Genomic DNA, 18,233 nt, shown 5'->3' with positions numbered 1-18,233 from the left:
GCGGTCATGAACTTTGCCAGCCGCATCACTCGCTTGCCCAGTCCCTACGAGCCCGAACAAGGGGCCGACGCCGTATCAGCCGCGCCTTGGGCGGCGGGCGACGTGGCCCAACTGATCGAGGGCGCGGGCGGGTGCAGCCCTTATCTCAAGACGTTGGTGGAAAAGGAAAGCGCATGGCTGGAGAGCGCGCTGGATGATCCAGAGACCGCGTTGCAGCGCGAACATGCGCAACTCCGCGACACCGCGCCGGACGTGCTGCCGTCGCGCCTGCGGCAGGCCAAGCGCCGTGTGGCGCTGCTCACCGGGCTGGCTGACCTTTCTGCAGTGTGGTCGTTGGAGACCGTGACGGAGGCGCTGACGGAGTTTGCCGACCTTTCCGTGCATCTTGCCTTGCGCGCCACGATCAGCCACGAGATCAAGCGCGGCAAACTGCCCGGACAGACCGAGGCCGATGCTGAGCAGGCCGGCGGCATGGTGGCGCTCGCCATGGGCAAGATGGGCGCAGGTGAGCTCAACTACAGCTCGGATGTTGACCTGATCTGCCTCTTCGACGAGACCCGGTTCGATCCGGAGGATTACCACGAGGCGCGGTCGAGCCTCGTGCGTGCGACCCGCAAGATGTGCGCCATGCTAAGTGACATCACCGGCGAAGGCTATGTGTTCCGCACCGATCTGCGGCTGCGTCCCGATCCGGCGGTCACACCGGTCTGCCTCGCGATGGAGGCGGCGGAGCGATACTATGAAAGCCTTGGACGCACATGGGAACGCGCGGCCTATATAAAAGCGCGCGCCTGCGCCGGTGACATCGAGGCGGGGGCCGGGTTCCTCAAGACACTCACGCCCTTCGTCTGGCGCAAACATCTGGATTTCGCGGCGATCGAGGACGCGCATGACATGGTGCGCAAAATCCGCGATCACAAGGGGTTGGCCGGTCCGATCACCCTGCCGGGGCACAACATGAAGTTGGGGCGCGGCGGTATCCGCGAGATCGAGTTCTTCACCCAGACCCGCCAGATCATCGCCGGCGGCCGCGACCCGGATCTGCGGCTGCGCGGCACGGTGCCGGGCCTGGCGGTTCTGGCGGACAAAGGCTGGGTGCCGCAGGACGTGGCGGGGACGCTTACCGATCACTACCGCGCGCATCGCGAGGTGGAACACCGTGTCCAGATGCTTCGGGATGCGCAAACCCATGATCTGCCAAACTCCGATGGCGGGTTTGATCGGCTCGCTGCGTTCATGGGCACGGACCGCGTCAGCCTTCAACGGCAGGTCAGGGACCGGCTGGAAGAGGTTCACGCGCTCACCGAAGACTTTTTTGGCGGTGAGGCCGGCCCCAACCGGTCCGCCGAGATTCCGGACGCGCTGGAAAACTCCGAAATCGTCGGTCGTTGGCCTACCTATCCCGCGCTCCGTTCCGCACGGGGCAGCGGGATTTTCGAGAGACTGCAGCCGGAAATCCTGAAACGCCTTGCCAAGACAGCCCAGCCGCAGGATGCGCTTGTGGCGTTCGACGGGTTTCTGGCGGGCCTGCCTGCCGGGGTGCAGGTGTTCGCGTTGTTCGAAGCCAACCCGCAGTTGATCGACCTCTTGATCGATATTGTCGGTGTGTCGCCGGAGCTGGCCCGCTACCTGTCGCGCAATGCTGCGGTGTTCGATGCGGTGATCGGTGGCGATTTCTTTGCCGATTGGCCGGGGCGGGACGCGCTGCAAGAGACGCTGTCGGACCTGCTTGCGCGTGAAGGCGATTACGAAAACAAGCTCAACAGTGCCCGTCGCTGGGGCAAGGAATGGCATTTCCGCATTGGCGTGCACCTGCTGCGCGGTTTGATCGGGGCCGAGGAAGCGGGCCGCCAATACGCCGATCTGGCCGATGCCTTGCTGGCGGCGCTTGCCCCGGAGGTGCAGAACGAATTCGCCCGCAAACATGGCCCCTGTCCGGGCCGTGGCGCGGTCGTGGTGGGCATGGGCAGTCTGGGATCGCAACGCCTGCATGCAAAATCCGATCTGGACCTGATCGTGATCTATGATCCCGCCGGAGCCGAGATGTCCGAGGGGCGCCGCCCGCTGGCTCCGCGCCCGTATTACGCACGGCTCACCCAGGCGATGATCACCGCCATGACCGCGCCGATGGCCGAGGGTCGGATTTACGAGATCGACATGCGCCTGCGTCCGTCGGGGAACCAGGGGCCTGTGGCGACCAGTCTGAGGTCTTTCGAAACCTACCAGAACAACGACGCATGGCTGTGGGAACATCTGGCGTTGACCCGGGCACGCTGCGTCGCCGGACCTGAGGCGTTGCGCCGTGACGTGGCCCGCGTCCAGGCAGACGTTTTGACTGCGCCGCATGACCGCGACACCGTGCTGAGCAATGTGGCCGCCATGCGCAAGCGCATTGCCGCCGCGAAGGGGAGCGGCGATCCGTGGGACCCGAAATTGGGGCAGGGGCGGCTACAGGATATCGAGCTCGTCGCGCAGGCTGCCGCCGTTCTGTCGGGCAGCCCTCTGGGGTCCGTGTCCGAGGCGCTGGCGCAGGGCGCACACTGTGGTTGGCTCTCGCAGGACGACGCCGACACGCTGGCCGACACCTACCGTCTTTGCTGGGCCTTGCAGATCGGGTCGCGGCTCATTTCCGAAACCAATCTGACACCCGAGCGGGACACCAGCGCCGCGTCGGTTTTCCTGTGCCGCATCACCGGCACCGACAGTATCGACGCGCTGTACACAGTGCTGGACCAGAAGACCACCCGCGCGGCGCAGATCATAGAGACGGCCTTGCCCGCCGCGCCACCCCAGGAGTGATCCATGCGCAAAGGTGACGCCGCCGACCCAAAGGGCCTGATCGCGGAAGCGTTCAAGATAAACGGGATCACCTACGAGGAATGCCGGTCCATCTTCCTCGATTGGGCGTTGGCGGTTCCTGTTGATACCGAAAGCGCCGCCCTGATCAAGACGCTCATGGCGCGGTATCCGCATCCGCAGCACCCGATGACGCGGGTGCTGGAGGAAGGGCTGACATCTTGCACCCCGCCGCGACGGCGCGGCGGGTGGCGCGGCCGTCGTAGTTGAAACAGGGCGTGTTCGCTGGCCAGGGTGCGTCGTGATCGTCGGCAATCACGCGACCCCTGGCCGTTTGGTCAATGCGCGTTCACGACGTGCACCGCCGGTGTCCGCTTTTGACCGGCGTGATCCGAAGGAATGACGCCAATTACCCGTTGGATGCGGCTGGTGCCGGGGTCGCGGCCGGCGAAGCTGACGAAGAGGATGGTGCGGTCTCCGCGGCTTGCTTTGCCTTGCCGCCGTTCAGAGGATCGTCCTGGCGTTGGACCGAACCTTCGAAATGGGCGCCGGACTCGATCGCGATGGTCTTGTGGATGATATCCCCTTCGACCCGCGCTGTCGCGGTCAGGCGCACTTTGAGGCCACGCACACGGCCGACAACACGGCCGTTCACCACAACATCATCAGCGATCACCTCGCCCTTGATCGTGGCGCTTTCGCCGACCGTCAGAAGATGCGCGCGGATATCCCCTTCGACAGTGCCTTCGACATTGATGTCGCCGGTTGTCTTGAGATTGCCCGTGATGTGCAGGTCGCTCGACAGGACAGAGGCCGCCGGTTTTGCCTTCGGTGCGGAAGACTTGAATTCCGTGGATTTCGACGAAGACGACGAAGTCAGACTATCTTGCGGCGCCGGGATCGGGGCACTGCTTTCGTCGGCCTTGGGGCCGGGTTCGTTGATTTTGCTTTTAGAAAACATCGTTTGCAGCCTTGATGTAGATCATGGGGTTGACGGGTTTGCCGCCGACACGGACTTCGTAGTGTAGGTGGGTGCCGGTGGAACGTCCAGTGTTCCCCATAGCAGAGATACGATCCCCGCGCGAGACTCTTTGGCCCTTCTTCACATAGAGTTTCGAGTTATGCGCATAGCGGGTTTCGATGCCGAATTCATGCTGGATCTTGACGACCCTACCATATCCTGACTGCCAGCCGGCAAAGGTGACTACCCCATCCGCCGTGGCATAGATCGGCGTCCCATGCGCCCCGGCAAAATCGGTGCCCGCGTGCAAGCGGCCCCAGCGACGCCCGAAGCCGGAGGTGAAGCGGAACGAATCCTTGATGGGCATGGCAAACGGGGCCTTCTGGGCCGCGATGCGATACAGGTTGAGCCGGTCCATCTGGTTCAGGAGGCGATTGGCGCGCTGCACCTCTTCCGAGGTGTCTTCGCCGCGTGTCGAAAAGCTCAGCGGCATCAGCGGGCCGCCCTGGCCGGAATAGCCGCTGCGCACCTGGTTCAGGATCGAGTCCGGGTTCATGCCGGCGGCTTCGAACATCTTGTCGAGCGGTTTGACCGACACGGTCATCGCCTCTTCGAGTTGCCGGAAGATCGTGTCGTTCTTTTCTTCCATCAGCTTGATCTCGGTCGCCATCTCGTCGGCGCGGATCAACGCGTCCTGCGCATCGGCCACCACCTGGTCGCGCTCCTCTGCCGTGCGCGACAGCGCGGCGGACAGGAAATCCAGCGTCTTGGTGTCCACCATTTCGCCAGAGGCGATCCCGGTTCCGGCATTCTCCATATCGCTGCGCAACGCAGCCAACTCGGTCTTGACGGCCTCGCGCGACCGGATCGCGTCGCGCAGCTTGTCCTGCACCGCTTCGAGCCCGGATTCCAGTTCGACGCTGCGGGTTTCGGAATCGAGAAGCCGGGACTGCATGACCGATACCTGTTCCAGCGCGGTGTTGAATCGCTCCTGTGCGGCCACCGCCTCGGCGGCGCGGGCGTTGCGCTCTTCGGACAGAATATTGAGCCGCATCTGGTAGGTTTCGAGATCGCGGCGGGCCTGTTCGCGGAAATTGCCGGACCCGATGGAGTCCATCAGCAGAATGGCTGTCGCGATAATGCTCCAGGCCAGGACAAGGGATGCGCCGCCGAAGGCAATGGCCTGTGTGCTGGATTTCAGTCGGATGAAGCGGGTGTCTGTATCGGACCGCAGAAACAGGCGGCGTTCCGGGAAAAAGCGTTCCAATAGGCCATGCAGTCTAATCGCAAGACGTGTCCGCACATTGATGTTCCTCTGTCCCGTCCCTTTATCACGTCTCCAAAGCCCCAACTTCGGACGTGTATTTCCATTGCGTCTAGCGAGCCATTAAGAAATTGGCAACATTTTTGGACCAGTGCATCGCGTGGCTGGGCGGCGGAACGCCGAATTGGCAGAATTTCGCCGATCTGTCTGCAGGTTACGGCACAGGCTTGAAACGGAACATCAGCGGCGCGGCGTCAGCCGGTTTCGGTCAAGGGCCAGTAAAAATCAGGAGGGAGGCCCGCATCGGCGCGTTTTTCCTCGTTGAAAGGAGGCTTCAAAGCGCCTTTGAAGTATTTTCTGACCAATGTGTGAAAGGCGTCTTTCGGGTCGTGCTCGTGGCGGCCGCACAGGAAGTGAAACCATTTCGACCCATAGGCAACATGGCTCACCTCTTCGGCGTAGATCGTCTCAAGCGCCGACACGGCACTCTGCGCGTCTGCCTTGCGGAAGATATCGATCATGCCGGGTGTCACATCCAGCCCGCGCGCTTCAAGCACCATGGGCACCACGGCAAGACGGCCCATGAAATCGCAGGCGGTGTCCTCGGCGGCCCGCCACATGCCGGCATGGGCGGGCAGATCGCCGTAAAAGCTGTCCAGCTCCTCCAGGCAATCGCACATCAGGTTGAAATGCTTCGATTCCTCGTCGGCGGCCTTGACCCAGTCATCGTAGAAACCGATCGGCATGGGCGTATCGGCAAACCGCGGGATGATGTCCCAGTGCAGATCGACGGCGTTCAGCTCGATATGTGCCACCGCGTGCAGCAGCGCGATCCGCCCCTGCGGCGTGCCGGGTTTGCGCTTCGGCACATCGCGCGGGTTTAGCAATTGTGGTGCGTCGGGCCGGGCCGGGCGCAGTGGAGGCTTGGCCTGTCCGATCGCCATCGGCGTTCCTGCTTCGCGCGCAGCAAACCAATCCGCCGCGTAGCGCCGGGATTTCGCGGTTTTCGCCCGCCCGTCCGCAGTGGTCAGGACATCCACCGCCATGTCGCAAAGGGTTGTCATGCGCCTGTTCCTGACCTGCCCGTGAGCGATGTGCAAGGCCCCGTTTTCTGCGTTTTCGGGTGCAAGTCCCGGGCGTGCAGTACGGACGGATCGGGGCGGCGCCGATCCGTCCCCGTGCATCACAACGCCTTGACGGCGTCGAGCACCTCTTCGGCATGGCCCGGCACCTTGACCTTGCGCCACGCCTTGGCGATGCGCCCTTCGGCGTCGATCAGAAAGGTTGACCGTTCGATCCCCATGAATGTCTTTCCGTACATGGATTTTTCCTTCCACACGCCGAAATCCTCGGACGCGGTGCCATGCTCGTCCGAAATCAACGGCACGGTCAGCGCCTTCTTGGCCATGAACTTCTCGTGCTTTTCCAGGCTGTCCTTGGAAATCCCGAACACCTTGACGCCAAGCTGGGAAAATTCCCCTTCCAGCGCGGTGAAAGCCTCGTTTTCCTTGGTGCAGCCGGATGTGTCGTCGCGCGGGTAGAAGAACAGCACAACAGGTGTTCCGCGCAGATCCGACAGGGTGATTTCGCCTTGATCGCCCCCCTGCACGGGCAAAGTGAAGTCGGGAGCCAGTTCCGTCGAGTCGTTCATGGAGTTATCCTTTATGTGATGTCAGATCAGAGGGTGTTATCCCTGACGCTGCGACAATAACACGAAAGGATGTCGCTTCCAGTGACCGGGACAGAGAGCTTTTCAGGCAAAACGCTGACGCGCGGGCGACGGCGGCGGGCGGCATTGTTTGTCGCGGTCGCGCTGTCACTTGTGATGGCGGTCACGGGCTGGGCGATGATCGGGCGCAGCCTGTCAGCCCCCGATTGGGTGCGCGGCATGGTCGAGCAACGGTTGGCCGAAACTCTGCCCGGTTTTGGTGTGCTTTTTGGCGATGTCCAACTGCGTCTGGAACCGGATGGGCGTACCAAGATCATCCTGCTGGATGTCGATGTGCAGACTGCCGCAGGCGCGCCCGTCGCAGTCTTGTCGGATATCGAGATCGGGTTGACGGCCTATGACCTGATCCGCCGCAAGGTGGTGCTGCGCGACCTGAGCATAAGCGGTGCCTTCGTCACCCTGACACGCAACCGGGGGGGTCAGCTGGGGCTTGCGCTGGGGGACGCGTTCGCTCTGGGCGGGATGACACCTGATGTGCCGACCCTCGTGACCCGGATCGACAAGATACTGTCAAATGACCGCCTGTCGCGTCTGCAGAGCGTGGAGGCCAACGCGCTGACCCTGCGCTTTGAGGATGCACGCGCCCGACGCGGCTGGACGGTCGATGGCGGGCGCTTGCTGCTGGAGCGGGACACCGACACGCTGCGCTTGTCGGGCGATTTCGCGCTGCTTGGCGGCGGTGCGACGGCAACGCGATTGCAGCTTGATGCCGCCTCTGCCATCGGAAGCACCGAGGTGGCGTTTGGCCTGTCGCTTGACGATATGCCGTCGCAGGACATCGCGACGCAAGGGCCTGCGCTGGCTTGGTTAGGGGCGCTGCGCGCGCCGATCTCCGGATCGCTGCGCGCCCGGATGCGGGGTGACGGCAGTCTGGGCCCGCTCAATGCGGCGCTCCAGATCGGCAGCGGGGTGGTGCAGCCCGACCCCGACACGCCGCCGGTGCCCTTCGACGCGGCGCGCAGCTATTTCACCTACGATCCCCCGCGCGCGCAGATCACCTTTACCGAGCTTTCGGTGGACAGCGAGCTGATCCGCGCCGTGGCGGACGGGCGCGCGACGCTGACCGATCTGGAAAGCGGCATCCCGTCGCAAATGCTTGGGCAGGTGCGGTTCAGCGAACTTGAGGCCGCGGCCGATACATTGTTCGAAACGCCGCTGTCGCTGGACCGAGCCGAGCTTGATTTCCGTCTCGGGCTTGACCCGTTTGAACTGGATCTGGGACGGGTCTGGATCGACGATCCACAAGTGCCGTTGCGCATGTCGGGCAAGCTGGCCACGGCCGGGGACGCCTGGTCCTATGCCCTGGACGGTCAGTTCGGTGCTTTGACGCCCGAGGCGCTGGTTCGGCTCTGGCCGACGGCTCTTGCCCCGCGCACGCGGGACTGGGTGGTCAGGAATATCGAGGGCGGGGCAATCACCAATGGCCAGTTCGCGCTGCGTTCGCAGAAGGACGAACCTCGTCCCGTCGTGTTCCTGAATGCCGCCTTCGATGGGGCGCGGGTGCGCTATGCCCGTTCCCTGCCGGTGGCCGAGCAGGGCAAGGGGACACTGACGCTGGACGCTGCGCGTTTTGCCGTGCGGGTCACAGGGGGGCGGATCATGCCAGGGCAGGGCGGCCCGATAGACATTGCCGGCACGACGCTTGTTATCCCGAACACCCGGAAGAAGCCCGCAGATGCGCAGATCACGATGGTCGGCGAAGGGCGGGTCGAGGCGCTGCTGTCCTATCTCGACAGTGATCCGATCAACCTCATGCAAAAGGCCCGGCGTCCGGTGGACCTTCTGTCGGGGCGCCTGCGCTTTGGCGGCACATTGAATTTGCCGCTGCGCAAGGGGCTGCGGCTGCCGGATATGGCATTGCGTCTGGACGGGCGCGCGACCAATGTGGCGAGCGGCCAGATCGTGCCGAACCGCGACCTGACGGCGCGGGCGCTGGACGTTTCGGTGACCAATGACCGGCTGCGCGTATCGGGCCGCGCGGCGCTGTCGGATGTGCCGTTCGAAGGCACATGGACCCTGCCGATCCCGGAACCGGGCACCCCCGCGTCTGGCAGCACGGTCGAGGGGACGGTCACCCTGTCCGACAGCGCCGCGCGCGCCTTTGGCGTGGCCTTGCCCGACGGCATGGTCAGCGGCAGCGGACCGGCCGCCTTGCGGGTCGACCTGCGCCGTGGTGCCCCGCCGGAGTTCACTCTGCGCTCGACCCTGCGCGGGATCGGAGTGTCGTTGGCCCCAATCGGCTGGCGGCTGCCACGCGGCAGTGAAGGCACCTTCCAGGTGGCTGGTGCGCTGGACCGACCGGCACGGATCGACACCCTGGCGCTTGACGCGCCGGGGCTGACCGCAGGCGGCGCGGTGCGTTTGAACGCCGATGGATCGCTTGACGCCATTGACCTGGAGCGCGTGCGGGCCGGTGGCTGGCTCGATGCGCCGGTCACGCTGCGCGGGCGCGGACCCGGTTTGCCGCCCGCCGTGCGGATCAGCGGCGGCACGGTCGATCTGCGGAACGCGCCTTTTGGCAGGGGCAACACTGGCGGCGCGGGCGGCATGGGCACAGTGCCTGTGCCACTGACACTGGCGCTGGACGGGCTTCAGGTGTCCGACAGTATCCGACTGGCCGGATTTCGCGCCGATCTGCAATCGGGGGCCGGGCTGACCGGCAGTTTCACCGCAAGCGTCAATGGCAAGACCCCGATCACCGGGGAGACCTTGCCACAGGCCGGCGGGACCGCCTTTCGCATCCGGTCGGACGACGCGGGCAAAGTGTTCCGCGAGGCGGGTCTTCTGAAAACCGTGGCGGGGGGTGACATGACATTGGCGCTGGCCCCGGTGTCGGGTCGCCCCGGCAGCTATGACGGCGCGCTGAGTGTCACCAATGCGCGGCTGCGCAACGCGCCGGGCATTGCATCGCTTCTGGATGCGATCAGCATTGTCGGCCTTCTCGATCAGCTTGAGGGGCCGGGGATTCTCTTTACCGAGGTCGAGGCGCGGTTTCGCCTGACGCCGGATCGGCTTTATCTGACTCGGTCGAGCGCAACCGGCCCGTCGATGGGGATTTCGCTCGATGGTACCTATGATCTCGGGGCCAGCATTCTGGATTTGCAAGGCGTGCTGTCGCCGATCTTTTTTCTCAACGGCATCGGCAGCATCCTGACCCGAAAGGGGGAAGGATTGATCGGATTCAACTTTTCCCTGACGGGCCCGGCTAATCAGCCGAATGTCGGTGTGAACCCGCTATCGGCGCTGACGCCGGGCATGTTCCGCGAGATCTTCCGCAGACCGGCGCCGGTGCCGGGCGAGTAAAATCCGATCCCGGATTTTCAAAAGCGATGACCGCTTTTGTTGCGCCTTCGCCTTCGGTATGAGCTGTCGCATCCTTCTCTTCTTCGGATGACCCATGAAACTCAGCGATTTCGATTTCGACCTGCCTGACGAGCTGATCGCCACACGGCCCGCCGTGCCAAGGTCTTCGGCGCGGCTCTTGCACGCAGAGCACGGGGGGATCGCGGATCGCATCGTGCGGGATTTGCCGGATATCCTGCATCCCACCGATCGGCTGGTGCTGAACGACACCAAGGTGATCCCGGCGCGCCTTTTTGGCGTGCGGCGGCGGACCGGTGCTACCGGACCGTCCGAGGCGCGGATCGAGGTAACATTGCTTGAGCCGCAAGCGGACGGGACATGGGCCGCGCTGGTCAAGCCGCTCAAGAAACTGCGCGAGGGCGAAGACGTGGCATTCTCGTCCGACCTGACGGCGCGTCTTGAGGCGCGCCGGGACGGGCAGGCGCTGTTGCGCTTCAACCTTCATGGCGATGATTTCGACGCCGCCCTGGCCGAGGCAGGAGCGATGCCGCTGCCGCCCTATATTGCCGCGAAACGGCCCGCCGACGCGCGCGACAAGCAGGATTACCAGACCGTCTGGGCGCGCAAGTCTGGCGCAGTGGCCGCGCCCACCGCGTCCCTGCATTTCGATGCATCCTTGCTGGAGGCGTTGCAAGCCCGCGGTGTCGGTCTGAGCTTTGTCACGCTTCATGTGGGTGCCGGCACCTTTCTTCCGGTCAAGGTCGAGGACGTGACCACCCACAAGATGCACGCCGAATGGGGGCAGGTGAGCGACACCGCCGCGGCCGAGATCGCCGCGACCAAGGCTGCGGGCGGGCGCGTGATCCCGGTGGGCACAACCGCCCTGCGGCTGATCGAAAGCGCGGCGCGTGGCGGCACCATCCAGCCGTGGGAGGGGGATACGGATATCTTCATCTATCCGGGGTTCGAGTTCGCGGTGACAGACGGCTTGATGACCAATTTTCACCTGCCGAAATCAACCCTGCTGATGCTGGTCTCCGCCTTGATGGGGCATGACCGCATCAAGGACATCTATGCCCACGCCATCGCACAGCGGTACCGGTTTTTTTCCTATGGTGACAGTTCACTTCTTGTCCCGGATTCCAAACCCGGTTAGCGCCGTGTCGGGCATTGAGAATCGTGCCATTATTCGTGCCTGTGACCTCTCGCTGATCCGGTTTTGGATGAGCTGGGACGCATAACGGCGCCAGGGCGGCGACGGTCGTCAAAGGAAGTAGCATGTTGACTGTCATTCGAACCTCTTGGCCGCTTTTGCTGGGGATGCTGTTGCTGATGCTGGGCAACGGGCTGCAAGGCACATTGCTTGGTGTGCGCGGATCAAATCTCGGCTTTTCGGCGGTGCAGATGTCGATCGTCATGTCGGCCTATTTCGCCGGGTTTCTCGTCGCCTCGCGCGTGACGCCGAACATGATCCGCCGGGTCGGCCATGTGCGGGTCTTTGCCGCGCTGGGGTCGCTCGTGTCGGCGGCGCTTTTGCTGTTCCCGACCTTCCAGGACCCGATCGCATGGATCTTTGGGCGCGTGGTCATCGGCTTTTGTTTCTGCGGCGTGTACGTCACGGCGGAAAGCTGGCTCAACAATTCGACAACCAACGAAACGCGGGGCCAGTCGCTTTCGGCCTACATGATCGTTCAGATGCTGGGCATCATCATCGCGCAGGGTTTGCTGGTGGTGCCGGATCCGTCCGGATACCTGTTGTTCGTGATCCCGTCGGTGCTGGTCTCGATTTCCTTTGCGCCGATCCTGCTGTCGATCTCGCCGACCCCGGCGTTTGAAGGCACCAAACCCATGACGCTGAAAGAGTTGTTCAGCGCGTCACCCCTGGGCTGTGTCGGGATGTTCCTGATGGGCGGCGTCTTTGCCGCGCAGTTCGGCATGGCGGCGGTCTATGCCACCGAAGCCGGATTGAGTATCGCCCAGATTCCGCTTTTTACAGCCGCGTTCTATGTCGGAGCGCTGATCTTCCAGTATCCGGTGGGATGGCTGTCGGACCGCTTCGACCGGCGTGTGCTGATCGCATTGTCGGCGCTGATCGCCGGGCTGGCCTCGCTGATGGGCATGAGCCTTGGCGGCAATTTCCAAGTCCTGCTAGCCGCGGCGTTCCTGATCGGAGGGTTGTCCAACCCGCTTTATTCGCTGCTCATCGCCTATACCAACGACTTCCTTCAACACGATGACATGGCGTCGGCATCAGCCGGGTTGTTGTTCGTGAACGGGGTCAGTGCGATCGCGGGTCCGATCATCATCGGTTACGCGATGCAGATGATGGGGCCGCCGGGATATTTCCTTTTGCTTGCTGTTTTTCTGTTCGCACTGGCGGGCTATGCCATCTACCGCATGACACAGCGTGCCGCGCCGTCGTCGGATGACATCAGCGCCTACCAGCGCGTGATGCCGACGGCATCGCCGGTGAGCGTCGAATACGCCCAGGAATGGGCCATCGAAACCGCCGAAGCCGAAGCAGAAGCGCAGGCGGCAGAGGAGGCCGGCGACATGACGGCGGATACCGCCGGGCCGCATTGATTGCCGGGCCTTGAAACGCGCGTGCGGGTTATGACGGTTGTGCAATGAAATGTGACTGTTGCCAGCGTATATCCTTGTCTAGGCTCAAAGCGACTGATGACTGACCATCTGCAAGACCGGGAGAGAGACATGGTCACGCCTGAAAAGGTATTGAGTTTCTGGTTGGACGAGGTTGGGCCAAGCGGATGGTACCGGGCGGATGATGCGCTCGACCAGGAAATCCGCGACCAATTCGAAGCGGGCTGGTCCGGCGCCATGCATGGACGCCACGCGCTGTGGCTGACCTATCCGACAGGAACACTGGCCTATATCATCCTGCTGGATCAATTCCCGCGCAACATGTTCCGTGGCAGTGGCACGGCGTTCTCGTCGGATCGCTTTGCCTTGGCAGCGGCCAAGCAGGCCATTGGCAAGAACTGGGATTTGAAGATTGACGAGCCGGCGCGGCAGTTCTTCTACCTGCCGCTGATGCATTCGGAGAACCTGTGTGATCAGGACCGCTGTGTGCGCTTGCTGATGGAACGGATGCCAGAGCACGGCGGCAGCAACCTGCTGCATGCCCGCGCGCATCGAGAGGTGATCCGAAAGTTCGGCCGCTTTCCCTACCGCAACGATGCACTGGATCGCCACTTCACCCCGATCGAACGGAGCTATGTCGATGGCGGTGGCTACGGGTCAACCGTTGAGGAATTGAAAAAGGCCAGCTAACCTTTCGCGGTATCATGACTGCCATTTCAAATCGCGCCATGACCCGACCGCCCCGCGCCCTGATGCCCGATTATCTTCGGCTGTTTGCGCTGTTCGGGATCGTCATCGTGAACGTGCAGTACATCGCGTTCTCGGTTCTGCACAACCTGACCGATCCGATTGCCGTAACCACCTCGGACGCGGTCACGCTCTGGCTGGTGAACGGTCTGGCGCTGCTCAAGACCTATGGTTTGTTCTCCTTCATGTTTGGCGTCGGTCTGGCCTTCATGATGCGGTCGGCGCAGCGCCGTGGCCTGCGGTTCGGCAAGATGTATCGCAACCGCATGATCGGGTTGCTGATTTTCGGTCTCGCGCATGGCTGCCTGTTCTTTCCGGGCGATATCCTCGTGATTTATGCCATCATGGGGTCAATTCTTTACCGGCTCCGCGATTGGGAGGCGGACCGCCTTGTCCGGCTCGGGGCCGGACTCTTGATCGCGCAAGTGGCGCTTGGCACGCCGCTTTTGCTGATGCCCTCGGACTATCCGCCGGCTTTTCTGACGCTGGAGGATCGGGTGCTGAGCGGTGACAGCTTTCGCGACGCGGCGCAGTTCCGAACCGTGGGATTCGTCTTTACATTGCCCGTGGCCCTCATCGCGCAAGGTCTTTCGGCGCTCGGCTGGTTCTGCCTTGGGCTTGCGGCGGTGAAATCCGGGATGATCGACAACCAAGGCCACCCGTTGTGGCATCGGGCGCGCCGGTGGTGCCTGCTGCCGGGGGTGGGGCTGAGCCTGCTGGGTGCGGCGATGTGGCAATGGGGCGCGACAGTTCCGGGTGCCGCGTTGGTGGTGGTGGCTGCGCCTGTGACGACCTTGGGCTATCTTGGCCTGATTGCCGCTTTGGCGCAGGCGCCGGGACCGATGATGCACCGCGTGCTGGCAGCGGGCGGATCGAGCTTGAGCATCTACCTTGGCCAGTCAATCATCCTGTCGACGGTCTTTGCGGGCTATGGTCTTGACCTTTGGGAAGAGGTCAGCCGCGCCACTGCCGTCGCCATGGCGATCGGTGTAACGGGTGTCTTGATCGGACTGCTGACGCTCTGGCGAGCATGGTTTTCGCAAGGCCCCTTCGAGCTGGTTTTGCGCAGGATTACGTATACCGGGGTACGCCCGTCGTCCGGACCCGGGTCGCACGCCTGACCCGGGCCCGTTGCTGCGTGCGTGAGATCACCTGGAGGCTGTGAAAATCTTGTTGATGTTGCCACCAAGTGCGGCGTTGAATTCGGCCTCCGATTGTTGTTTCGACAGGCCTTCGGCCAGTGCGCGCGAAAAGCTGGCAATCATTTTCGGGTTCCGCGCAAGACGGTCGCAGGCGTCGTCGGTGGTGTAGCCGCCCGACAAGGCCACGACACGCAGAACGCGGGCGTGATTGGACAGGTCGGTATACCGGCCGTCCTCGGTCGGGATCGTCAGTTTGAGCATCACGATCTTGTCGCCATCCAGTGCATCGAGATGGGCGAGGATCTCGTCGTGAAGAATATCCTCTGCCGCGGCCTTGCTGGGGCTGTTGATGTCGACCTCGGGTTCGAGGATCGGCACCAAGCCGGCATCAATGACGGACTTGGCGACTTCAAATTGCTGGGACACAATGTCCTTGATGCCCGTGGGATCCGCCGCGTGGATCACTGACCGTTCCTTGGTTCCGAATACACCCATCGGTTTTGCCTCGGCAAGAAGCGCGTCAAGTCCCGGGATCGGCTTCATGAGCTGAACGCCATTGACCTTTTCCTCGAGTCCCTTGTCGATCTTGAGAAACGGGACCACGCCGCGCTTTTGCCAGAGGTAGGTGGGGACCGGTGTGCCTTCGACCGAATCGCGCATGGTGCGTTCGAACAGGATCGCGCCCAGCACTTTCTCCGAGTTGAAATCGGGGGCTGTCATGATGCGGCAGCGCATGTCGTGGATGAGTCCGAACATCTCGGCGTCGGTGCTGTAGGCCTCTTCTTTGATGCCATAGAGGCGCAGCGCTTTCGGGGTGGAACCGCCACTCTGGTCAAGGGCTGCGATAAAGCCCGCGCCGGTTGCAATGCGGTCTGCCATAACGGTGTCGGTCATGTGGTGTTCCCAAGGTTTCTGGTCCGGTTATCCGATTTCCTAGATCAGACAAGCCATGAAAGATAGTGGATTTCCAGACGGTTAGCGCTAACCGTTTTGCGATCCTTGGGTATTTGTGGCCCCGTTGCGCCGCGGCCGGGCGTGAAGCCATATCCCGTCGCGCGCCCGTACCGTCAGATGTGCCACCGGCACAGGCGTTTTGCCCGGCAGGGGCGACAGGGCGACGGACCGCAGCATCAGGGACAGCAGCAGCGGTCCTTCGGCCATCGCAAAGCCCGCGCCCGGGCAGACGCGGGGACCCGCGCTGAACGGGATATAGGCCTCGCGGAGCGATTGGCGGGTTGCGTCGGTTTGCCATCGGGCGGGGTCGAATGCGTCCGGGTTATCCCAGAGTCGCTTATGCCGGTGCAAGTGCCAGGGACTCAGCACCAGTTGCGCACCCTTGGGGACGCTGCGTTTGCGGAAGATCTCGGCCTTGGTCGTCTCGCGCACCATCATCGGGACAGGCGGATAGAGCCGCAAAGCCTCGCGGAACACGTCCCGGCTGGTGGTCAGACGTTTGACCTCCGAGGCCTGCGTCATGCCCTTCGCCTCGGCAGCGATGCGCTCCTGCCAGTCCGGTGCTTCGGCACAGAGATAGAGCGCCCAGGCCAGCGCGCTGGCGCTGGTTTCGTGCCCGGCAAGGAAAAAGATCGCGACCTGGTCCACCATTTCCGCTTCGGTGAAACACGCGCCGGTTTCCGGATCGGGCGTTGTCATGATGCGGGTGGACAGGTCATCGGGTGCGGTGCCCGCCTTGATCGCCCTGTGCCGGTCGGCCACAAGCTGCCGGATCAGGCGGCGAATGGTCCGTGCGGCGCGTTTGGTGTCAGCGCGGTGAAAGCGGGGAACCCAACGGGGCAGGGGCAGGAAGGCGGCAAGGTTGAGGATCGGCTGGCTGCGTTGGTAGGCGCGGAATTCGTGAAACACTGCGCTGGCGATCTCGTCCTCTATCGGGATGGAGAACAGCGTGCGAAAGATCACATCGGCGGCGGCGTGGCTTGTGATTTCTTCGATCTCGACCTCGGCTCCGTCGCCGATCCTGTGCAGCACACGGTCGAGCATCGCGTGGCCCGCGTCCCACATGGCCGGAAGCGAGGCCGCAAGATGCCCGCGTTCAAAGGCCGGGTCGATGATACGGCGCTGGCGTTCCCATGTCGCGCCGTTGGTCAGGAACACCGCGTCACCCAGCAGCGGGCGCAGCCCTTCACCGATCCTGTTCGATTTGGGAAAGTCGCGCGGGCGGTCGCGCAGGATCATGCGCAGGAGATCGGCATCATTGGCAAGGTAGGAGCGGAAGAACGGCGTGCGAAACTCGGCCATCCACGCCGAATAGAGCCGTTCGGGCTGGGCCGAAAGGATATCGCGCCGAAACAGCGCCATGTAGCGCCAGAGCGAGACGCGGTCGGGGCGGGATCGGGGCTTTGGCGGGATCACGGAGCGGTCGAGGCGTATTTTGACACCGGCACGTCGATTCGGCTTGGCGATGGCGCGCGATGGGCATAGCGGGTGCCAAGCGTCATCGGGCCCGCGGTGATCTGGAAGTAATCGTAATCCAGCGGCTGGTCGAAGGCACAGAGATACTGGAAATGCAGTCGAAAGAACTTGCGCTTGATCTCTTGCCACAGCTCGGGCGAGAGCGAGCGCGAGAATTGCGCCGAGAAGACCAGCGGCCATTGCTTGTCCCGGGTGGCAACGCCGGAAACGCTCACCGGATCGCAGAGCGCGAAGGCGCAGCCGTCGCCGGGGGCGGTGACATCGACCCAGACGATCTCGTCCAGCTCTGACAGGAATTGCAGGTCAGCGCGAAGCTTGTGCGCATCGGGCAGGAAAGACACCATCGGAATGACATGCCCGATACTGAGAAAGGCGAGCGCCGGGCGGGCCGGGCGGTCCGGCGCGTCGCGCAGGAGGTCGGCGAGGATCGAAACCGCCAGATGCGCGCCCGAGGAATGACCGACCACCAAAACCTCGTCATACTCCTGCGACAGGGCCTGGTCGACGACCGTTCGGAAGGCGTCCAGCCGTGTTTGCAACGCTGGCGGCGTGGCGCCACGGTGGCTGGCCGAGAAGGCGAAATCATTCATCAGGTAATACGCGAAAACGCGGCGATCCAATGATTTGAACCAGCGCAGGAGCAGAACCACGATGACGAAGAATGGCCCCCAATAGAGCAGCGACGCGCCCCAGTCCACGCCGGTCCCGTCCCCGGTGGCCCACAGGACTGCGGCCGAAAATACGGTGCTGAGACCCCAGCCCACCAGGTGCGCCGTCAAGAGCGCGGCAAGGAGTTGAAGAAGCAAAACGCCAATCGGGTAGAGCGCCGCAACAAGCGGGCCTTTCGGCAACGCCGCGAGTCGCCGCAGCGTGCCGGAGCCGATATATATCCAGCTGGTGCGCACCAATTGCCAATAGGTTGCGGGAATGCTGGCCGACATGCTGTCGCGGACAATGTCGGACCAGCGCAGCACCTCGATGTCGGCGTGTACGCGGCTTTCCGCGATCAGGGCAGAGACGTGCCAGCCAAAGGACTCATCGGTGTCGGAGGCCTGAACACTCAGCCCGTAGCCCGAGATCTCGGCCTGTTTTGCGCCTTCCTTGCGGTACAGCTCGCGGTACCGGCGGGCCGGAAAAGGGTCGTATCCGGGGATGTAGAACACCTTGCGGCAACGGACGGTGGTGGGCGCGGCGGACATGGCGGGCTGCTCTTGCGTTTTGTCGAGTGTAGCAGTGTCTGCAAAATGCGCCAATTTTTTG

14 protein-coding genes are annotated in these 18,233 nt (G+C 63.2%); 7 read left to right on the top strand and 7 right to left on the bottom strand.

The genetic code is table 11. The annotated features are described in order from the left end of the window. The first annotated feature begins 6 nt into the window (after nt 1-6). The gene (locus LCF59_RS07560; protein ID WP_292286847.1) at nt 7-2,799 is read left to right on the top strand and encodes a bifunctional [glutamine synthetase] adenylyltransferase/[glutamine synthetase]-adenylyl-L-tyrosine phosphorylase; all 2,793 of its coding nucleotides are present in this window, start codon (nt 7-9) and stop codon (nt 2,797-2,799) included. A gap of 3 nt (nt 2,800-2,802) precedes the next feature. Then, nucleotides 2,803-3,066, top strand: a complete 264-nt coding sequence (locus LCF59_RS07555; protein WP_292286846.1) for a hypothetical protein — start codon at nt 2,803-2,805, stop codon at nt 3,064-3,066. A gap of 139 nt (nt 3,067-3,205) precedes the next feature. Here LCF59_RS07555 and LCF59_RS07550 read toward each other — a convergent pair whose 3' ends face one another. The 4 genes from LCF59_RS07550 to LCF59_RS07535 form a co-directional block, all read right to left on the bottom strand. Next, nucleotides 3,206-3,757: a polymer-forming cytoskeletal protein gene (locus LCF59_RS07550; protein ID WP_292286845.1), complete on the bottom strand. Its 552-nt coding sequence runs from the start codon at nt 3,755-3,757 to the stop codon at nt 3,206-3,208. Then, nucleotides 3,747-5,060: a M23 family metallopeptidase gene (locus tag LCF59_RS07545; protein ID WP_292286844.1), complete on the bottom strand. Its 1,314-nt coding sequence runs from the start codon at nt 5,058-5,060 to the stop codon at nt 3,747-3,749. Before LCF59_RS07545 ends, LCF59_RS07550 begins: the two co-directional genes overlap by 11 nt. 215 nt (nt 5,061-5,275) lie before the next feature. Beyond that, nucleotides 5,276-6,085, bottom strand: a complete 810-nt coding sequence (locus tag LCF59_RS07540) for a ferritin-like domain-containing protein (protein WP_292286843.1) — start codon at nt 6,083-6,085, stop codon at nt 5,276-5,278. Between the two features lie 119 nt (nt 6,086-6,204). After that, complete coding sequence (locus LCF59_RS07535; RefSeq protein WP_292286842.1) at nt 6,205-6,672, bottom strand: peroxiredoxin; 468 nt, start codon at nt 6,670-6,672, stop codon at nt 6,205-6,207. A gap of 81 nt (nt 6,673-6,753) precedes the next feature. Here LCF59_RS07535 and LCF59_RS07530 point away from each other — a divergent pair, with 81 nt between their 5' ends. The 5 genes from LCF59_RS07530 (at nt 6,754) to LCF59_RS07510 (ending at nt 14,522) form a co-directional block, all read left to right on the top strand. Further along, entirely contained in the window at nt 6,754-10,053 is a 3,300-nt protein-coding gene (locus LCF59_RS07530) for a DUF3971 domain-containing protein (RefSeq protein ID WP_292286841.1), read from the top strand. A 94-nt stretch (nt 10,054-10,147) separates the two neighbouring features. Next, nucleotides 10,148-11,209, top strand: coding sequence for a tRNA preQ1(34) S-adenosylmethionine ribosyltransferase-isomerase QueA (gene queA, locus LCF59_RS07525; protein WP_292286840.1), 1,062 nt, complete (start codon nt 10,148-10,150; stop codon nt 11,207-11,209). Nucleotides 11,210-11,331: 122 nt separating this feature from the next. Continuing rightward, nucleotides 11,332-12,636, top strand: a complete 1,305-nt coding sequence (locus tag LCF59_RS07520; protein ID WP_292286839.1) for an MFS transporter — start codon at nt 11,332-11,334, stop codon at nt 12,634-12,636. Between the two features lie 129 nt (nt 12,637-12,765). Continuing rightward, entirely contained in the window at nt 12,766-13,344 is a 579-nt protein-coding gene (locus tag LCF59_RS07515; protein WP_292286838.1) for a DUF924 family protein, read from the top strand. Between the two features lie 38 nt (nt 13,345-13,382). Continuing rightward, nucleotides 13,383-14,522 (top strand): DUF418 domain-containing protein, encoded by a 1,140-nt coding sequence (locus LCF59_RS07510; RefSeq protein ID WP_292286837.1) that lies wholly within the window; start codon nt 13,383-13,385, stop codon nt 14,520-14,522. Nucleotides 14,523-14,549: 27 nt separating this feature from the next. Here LCF59_RS07510 and LCF59_RS07505 read toward each other — a convergent pair whose 3' ends face one another. The 3 genes from LCF59_RS07505 to LCF59_RS07495 form a co-directional block, all read right to left on the bottom strand. Further along, a complete protein-coding gene (locus tag LCF59_RS07505) occupies nt 14,550-15,437 on the bottom strand; it encodes a fructose bisphosphate aldolase (protein ID WP_292286836.1) in 888 nt (295 codons plus the stop codon). A gap of 87 nt (nt 15,438-15,524) precedes the next feature. Further along, nucleotides 15,525-16,913 carry a cytochrome P450 gene (locus LCF59_RS07500; RefSeq protein ID WP_292286835.1) on the bottom strand — a complete coding sequence of 463 codons (1,389 nt, stop codon included), beginning with the start codon at nt 16,911-16,913 and terminating at the stop codon, nt 15,525-15,527. Further along, entirely contained in the window at nt 16,910-18,172 is a 1,263-nt protein-coding gene (locus LCF59_RS07495; RefSeq protein ID WP_292286834.1) for a hypothetical protein, read from the bottom strand. Before LCF59_RS07495 ends, LCF59_RS07500 begins: the two co-directional genes overlap by 4 nt. Nucleotides 18,173-18,233: the final 61 nt, after the last annotated feature.

The organism is Marivita sp. (genome assembly GCF_020055675.1).
Classification (GTDB): Bacteria; Pseudomonadota; Alphaproteobacteria; order Rhodobacterales; family Rhodobacteraceae; genus Marivita.
Note: the sequence above shows the minus strand (reverse complement) of the source record. Positions and strands in the feature narration are given on the sequence as shown.

What these genes read in the sequence shown, in the direction of transcription:
- LCF59_RS07550 (WP_292286845.1), bottom strand. Translation starts at nt 3,757, where the DNA reads ATGTTTTCTAAAAGCAAAATCAACGAACCCGGCCCCAAGGCCGACGAA.
- LCF59_RS07540 (WP_292286843.1), bottom strand. Translation starts at nt 6,085, where the DNA reads ATGACAACCCTTTGCGACATGGCGGTGGATGTCCTGACCACTGCGGAC.
- queA (WP_292286840.1), top strand. Translation starts at nt 10,148, where the DNA reads ATGAAACTCAGCGATTTCGATTTCGACCTGCCTGACGAGCTGATCGCC.
- LCF59_RS07510 (WP_292286837.1), top strand. Translation starts at nt 13,383, where the DNA reads ATGACCCGACCGCCCCGCGCCCTGATGCCCGATTATCTTCGGCTGTTT.
- LCF59_RS07555 (WP_292286846.1), top strand. Translation starts at nt 2,803, where the DNA reads ATGCGCAAAGGTGACGCCGCCGACCCAAAGGGCCTGATCGCGGAAGCG.
- LCF59_RS07495 (WP_292286834.1), bottom strand. Translation starts at nt 18,172, where the DNA reads ATGTCCGCCGCGCCCACCACCGTCCGTTGCCGCAAGGTGTTCTACATC.
- LCF59_RS07515 (WP_292286838.1), top strand. Translation starts at nt 12,766, where the DNA reads ATGGTCACGCCTGAAAAGGTATTGAGTTTCTGGTTGGACGAGGTTGGG.
- LCF59_RS07535 (WP_292286842.1), bottom strand. Translation starts at nt 6,672, where the DNA reads ATGAACGACTCGACGGAACTGGCTCCCGACTTCACTTTGCCCGTGCAG.
- LCF59_RS07560 (WP_292286847.1), top strand. Translation starts at nt 7, where the DNA reads ATGAACTTTGCCAGCCGCATCACTCGCTTGCCCAGTCCCTACGAGCCC.
- LCF59_RS07505 (WP_292286836.1), bottom strand. Translation starts at nt 15,437, where the DNA reads ATGACCGACACCGTTATGGCAGACCGCATTGCAACCGGCGCGGGCTTT.
- LCF59_RS07520 (WP_292286839.1), top strand. Translation starts at nt 11,332, where the DNA reads ATGTTGACTGTCATTCGAACCTCTTGGCCGCTTTTGCTGGGGATGCTG.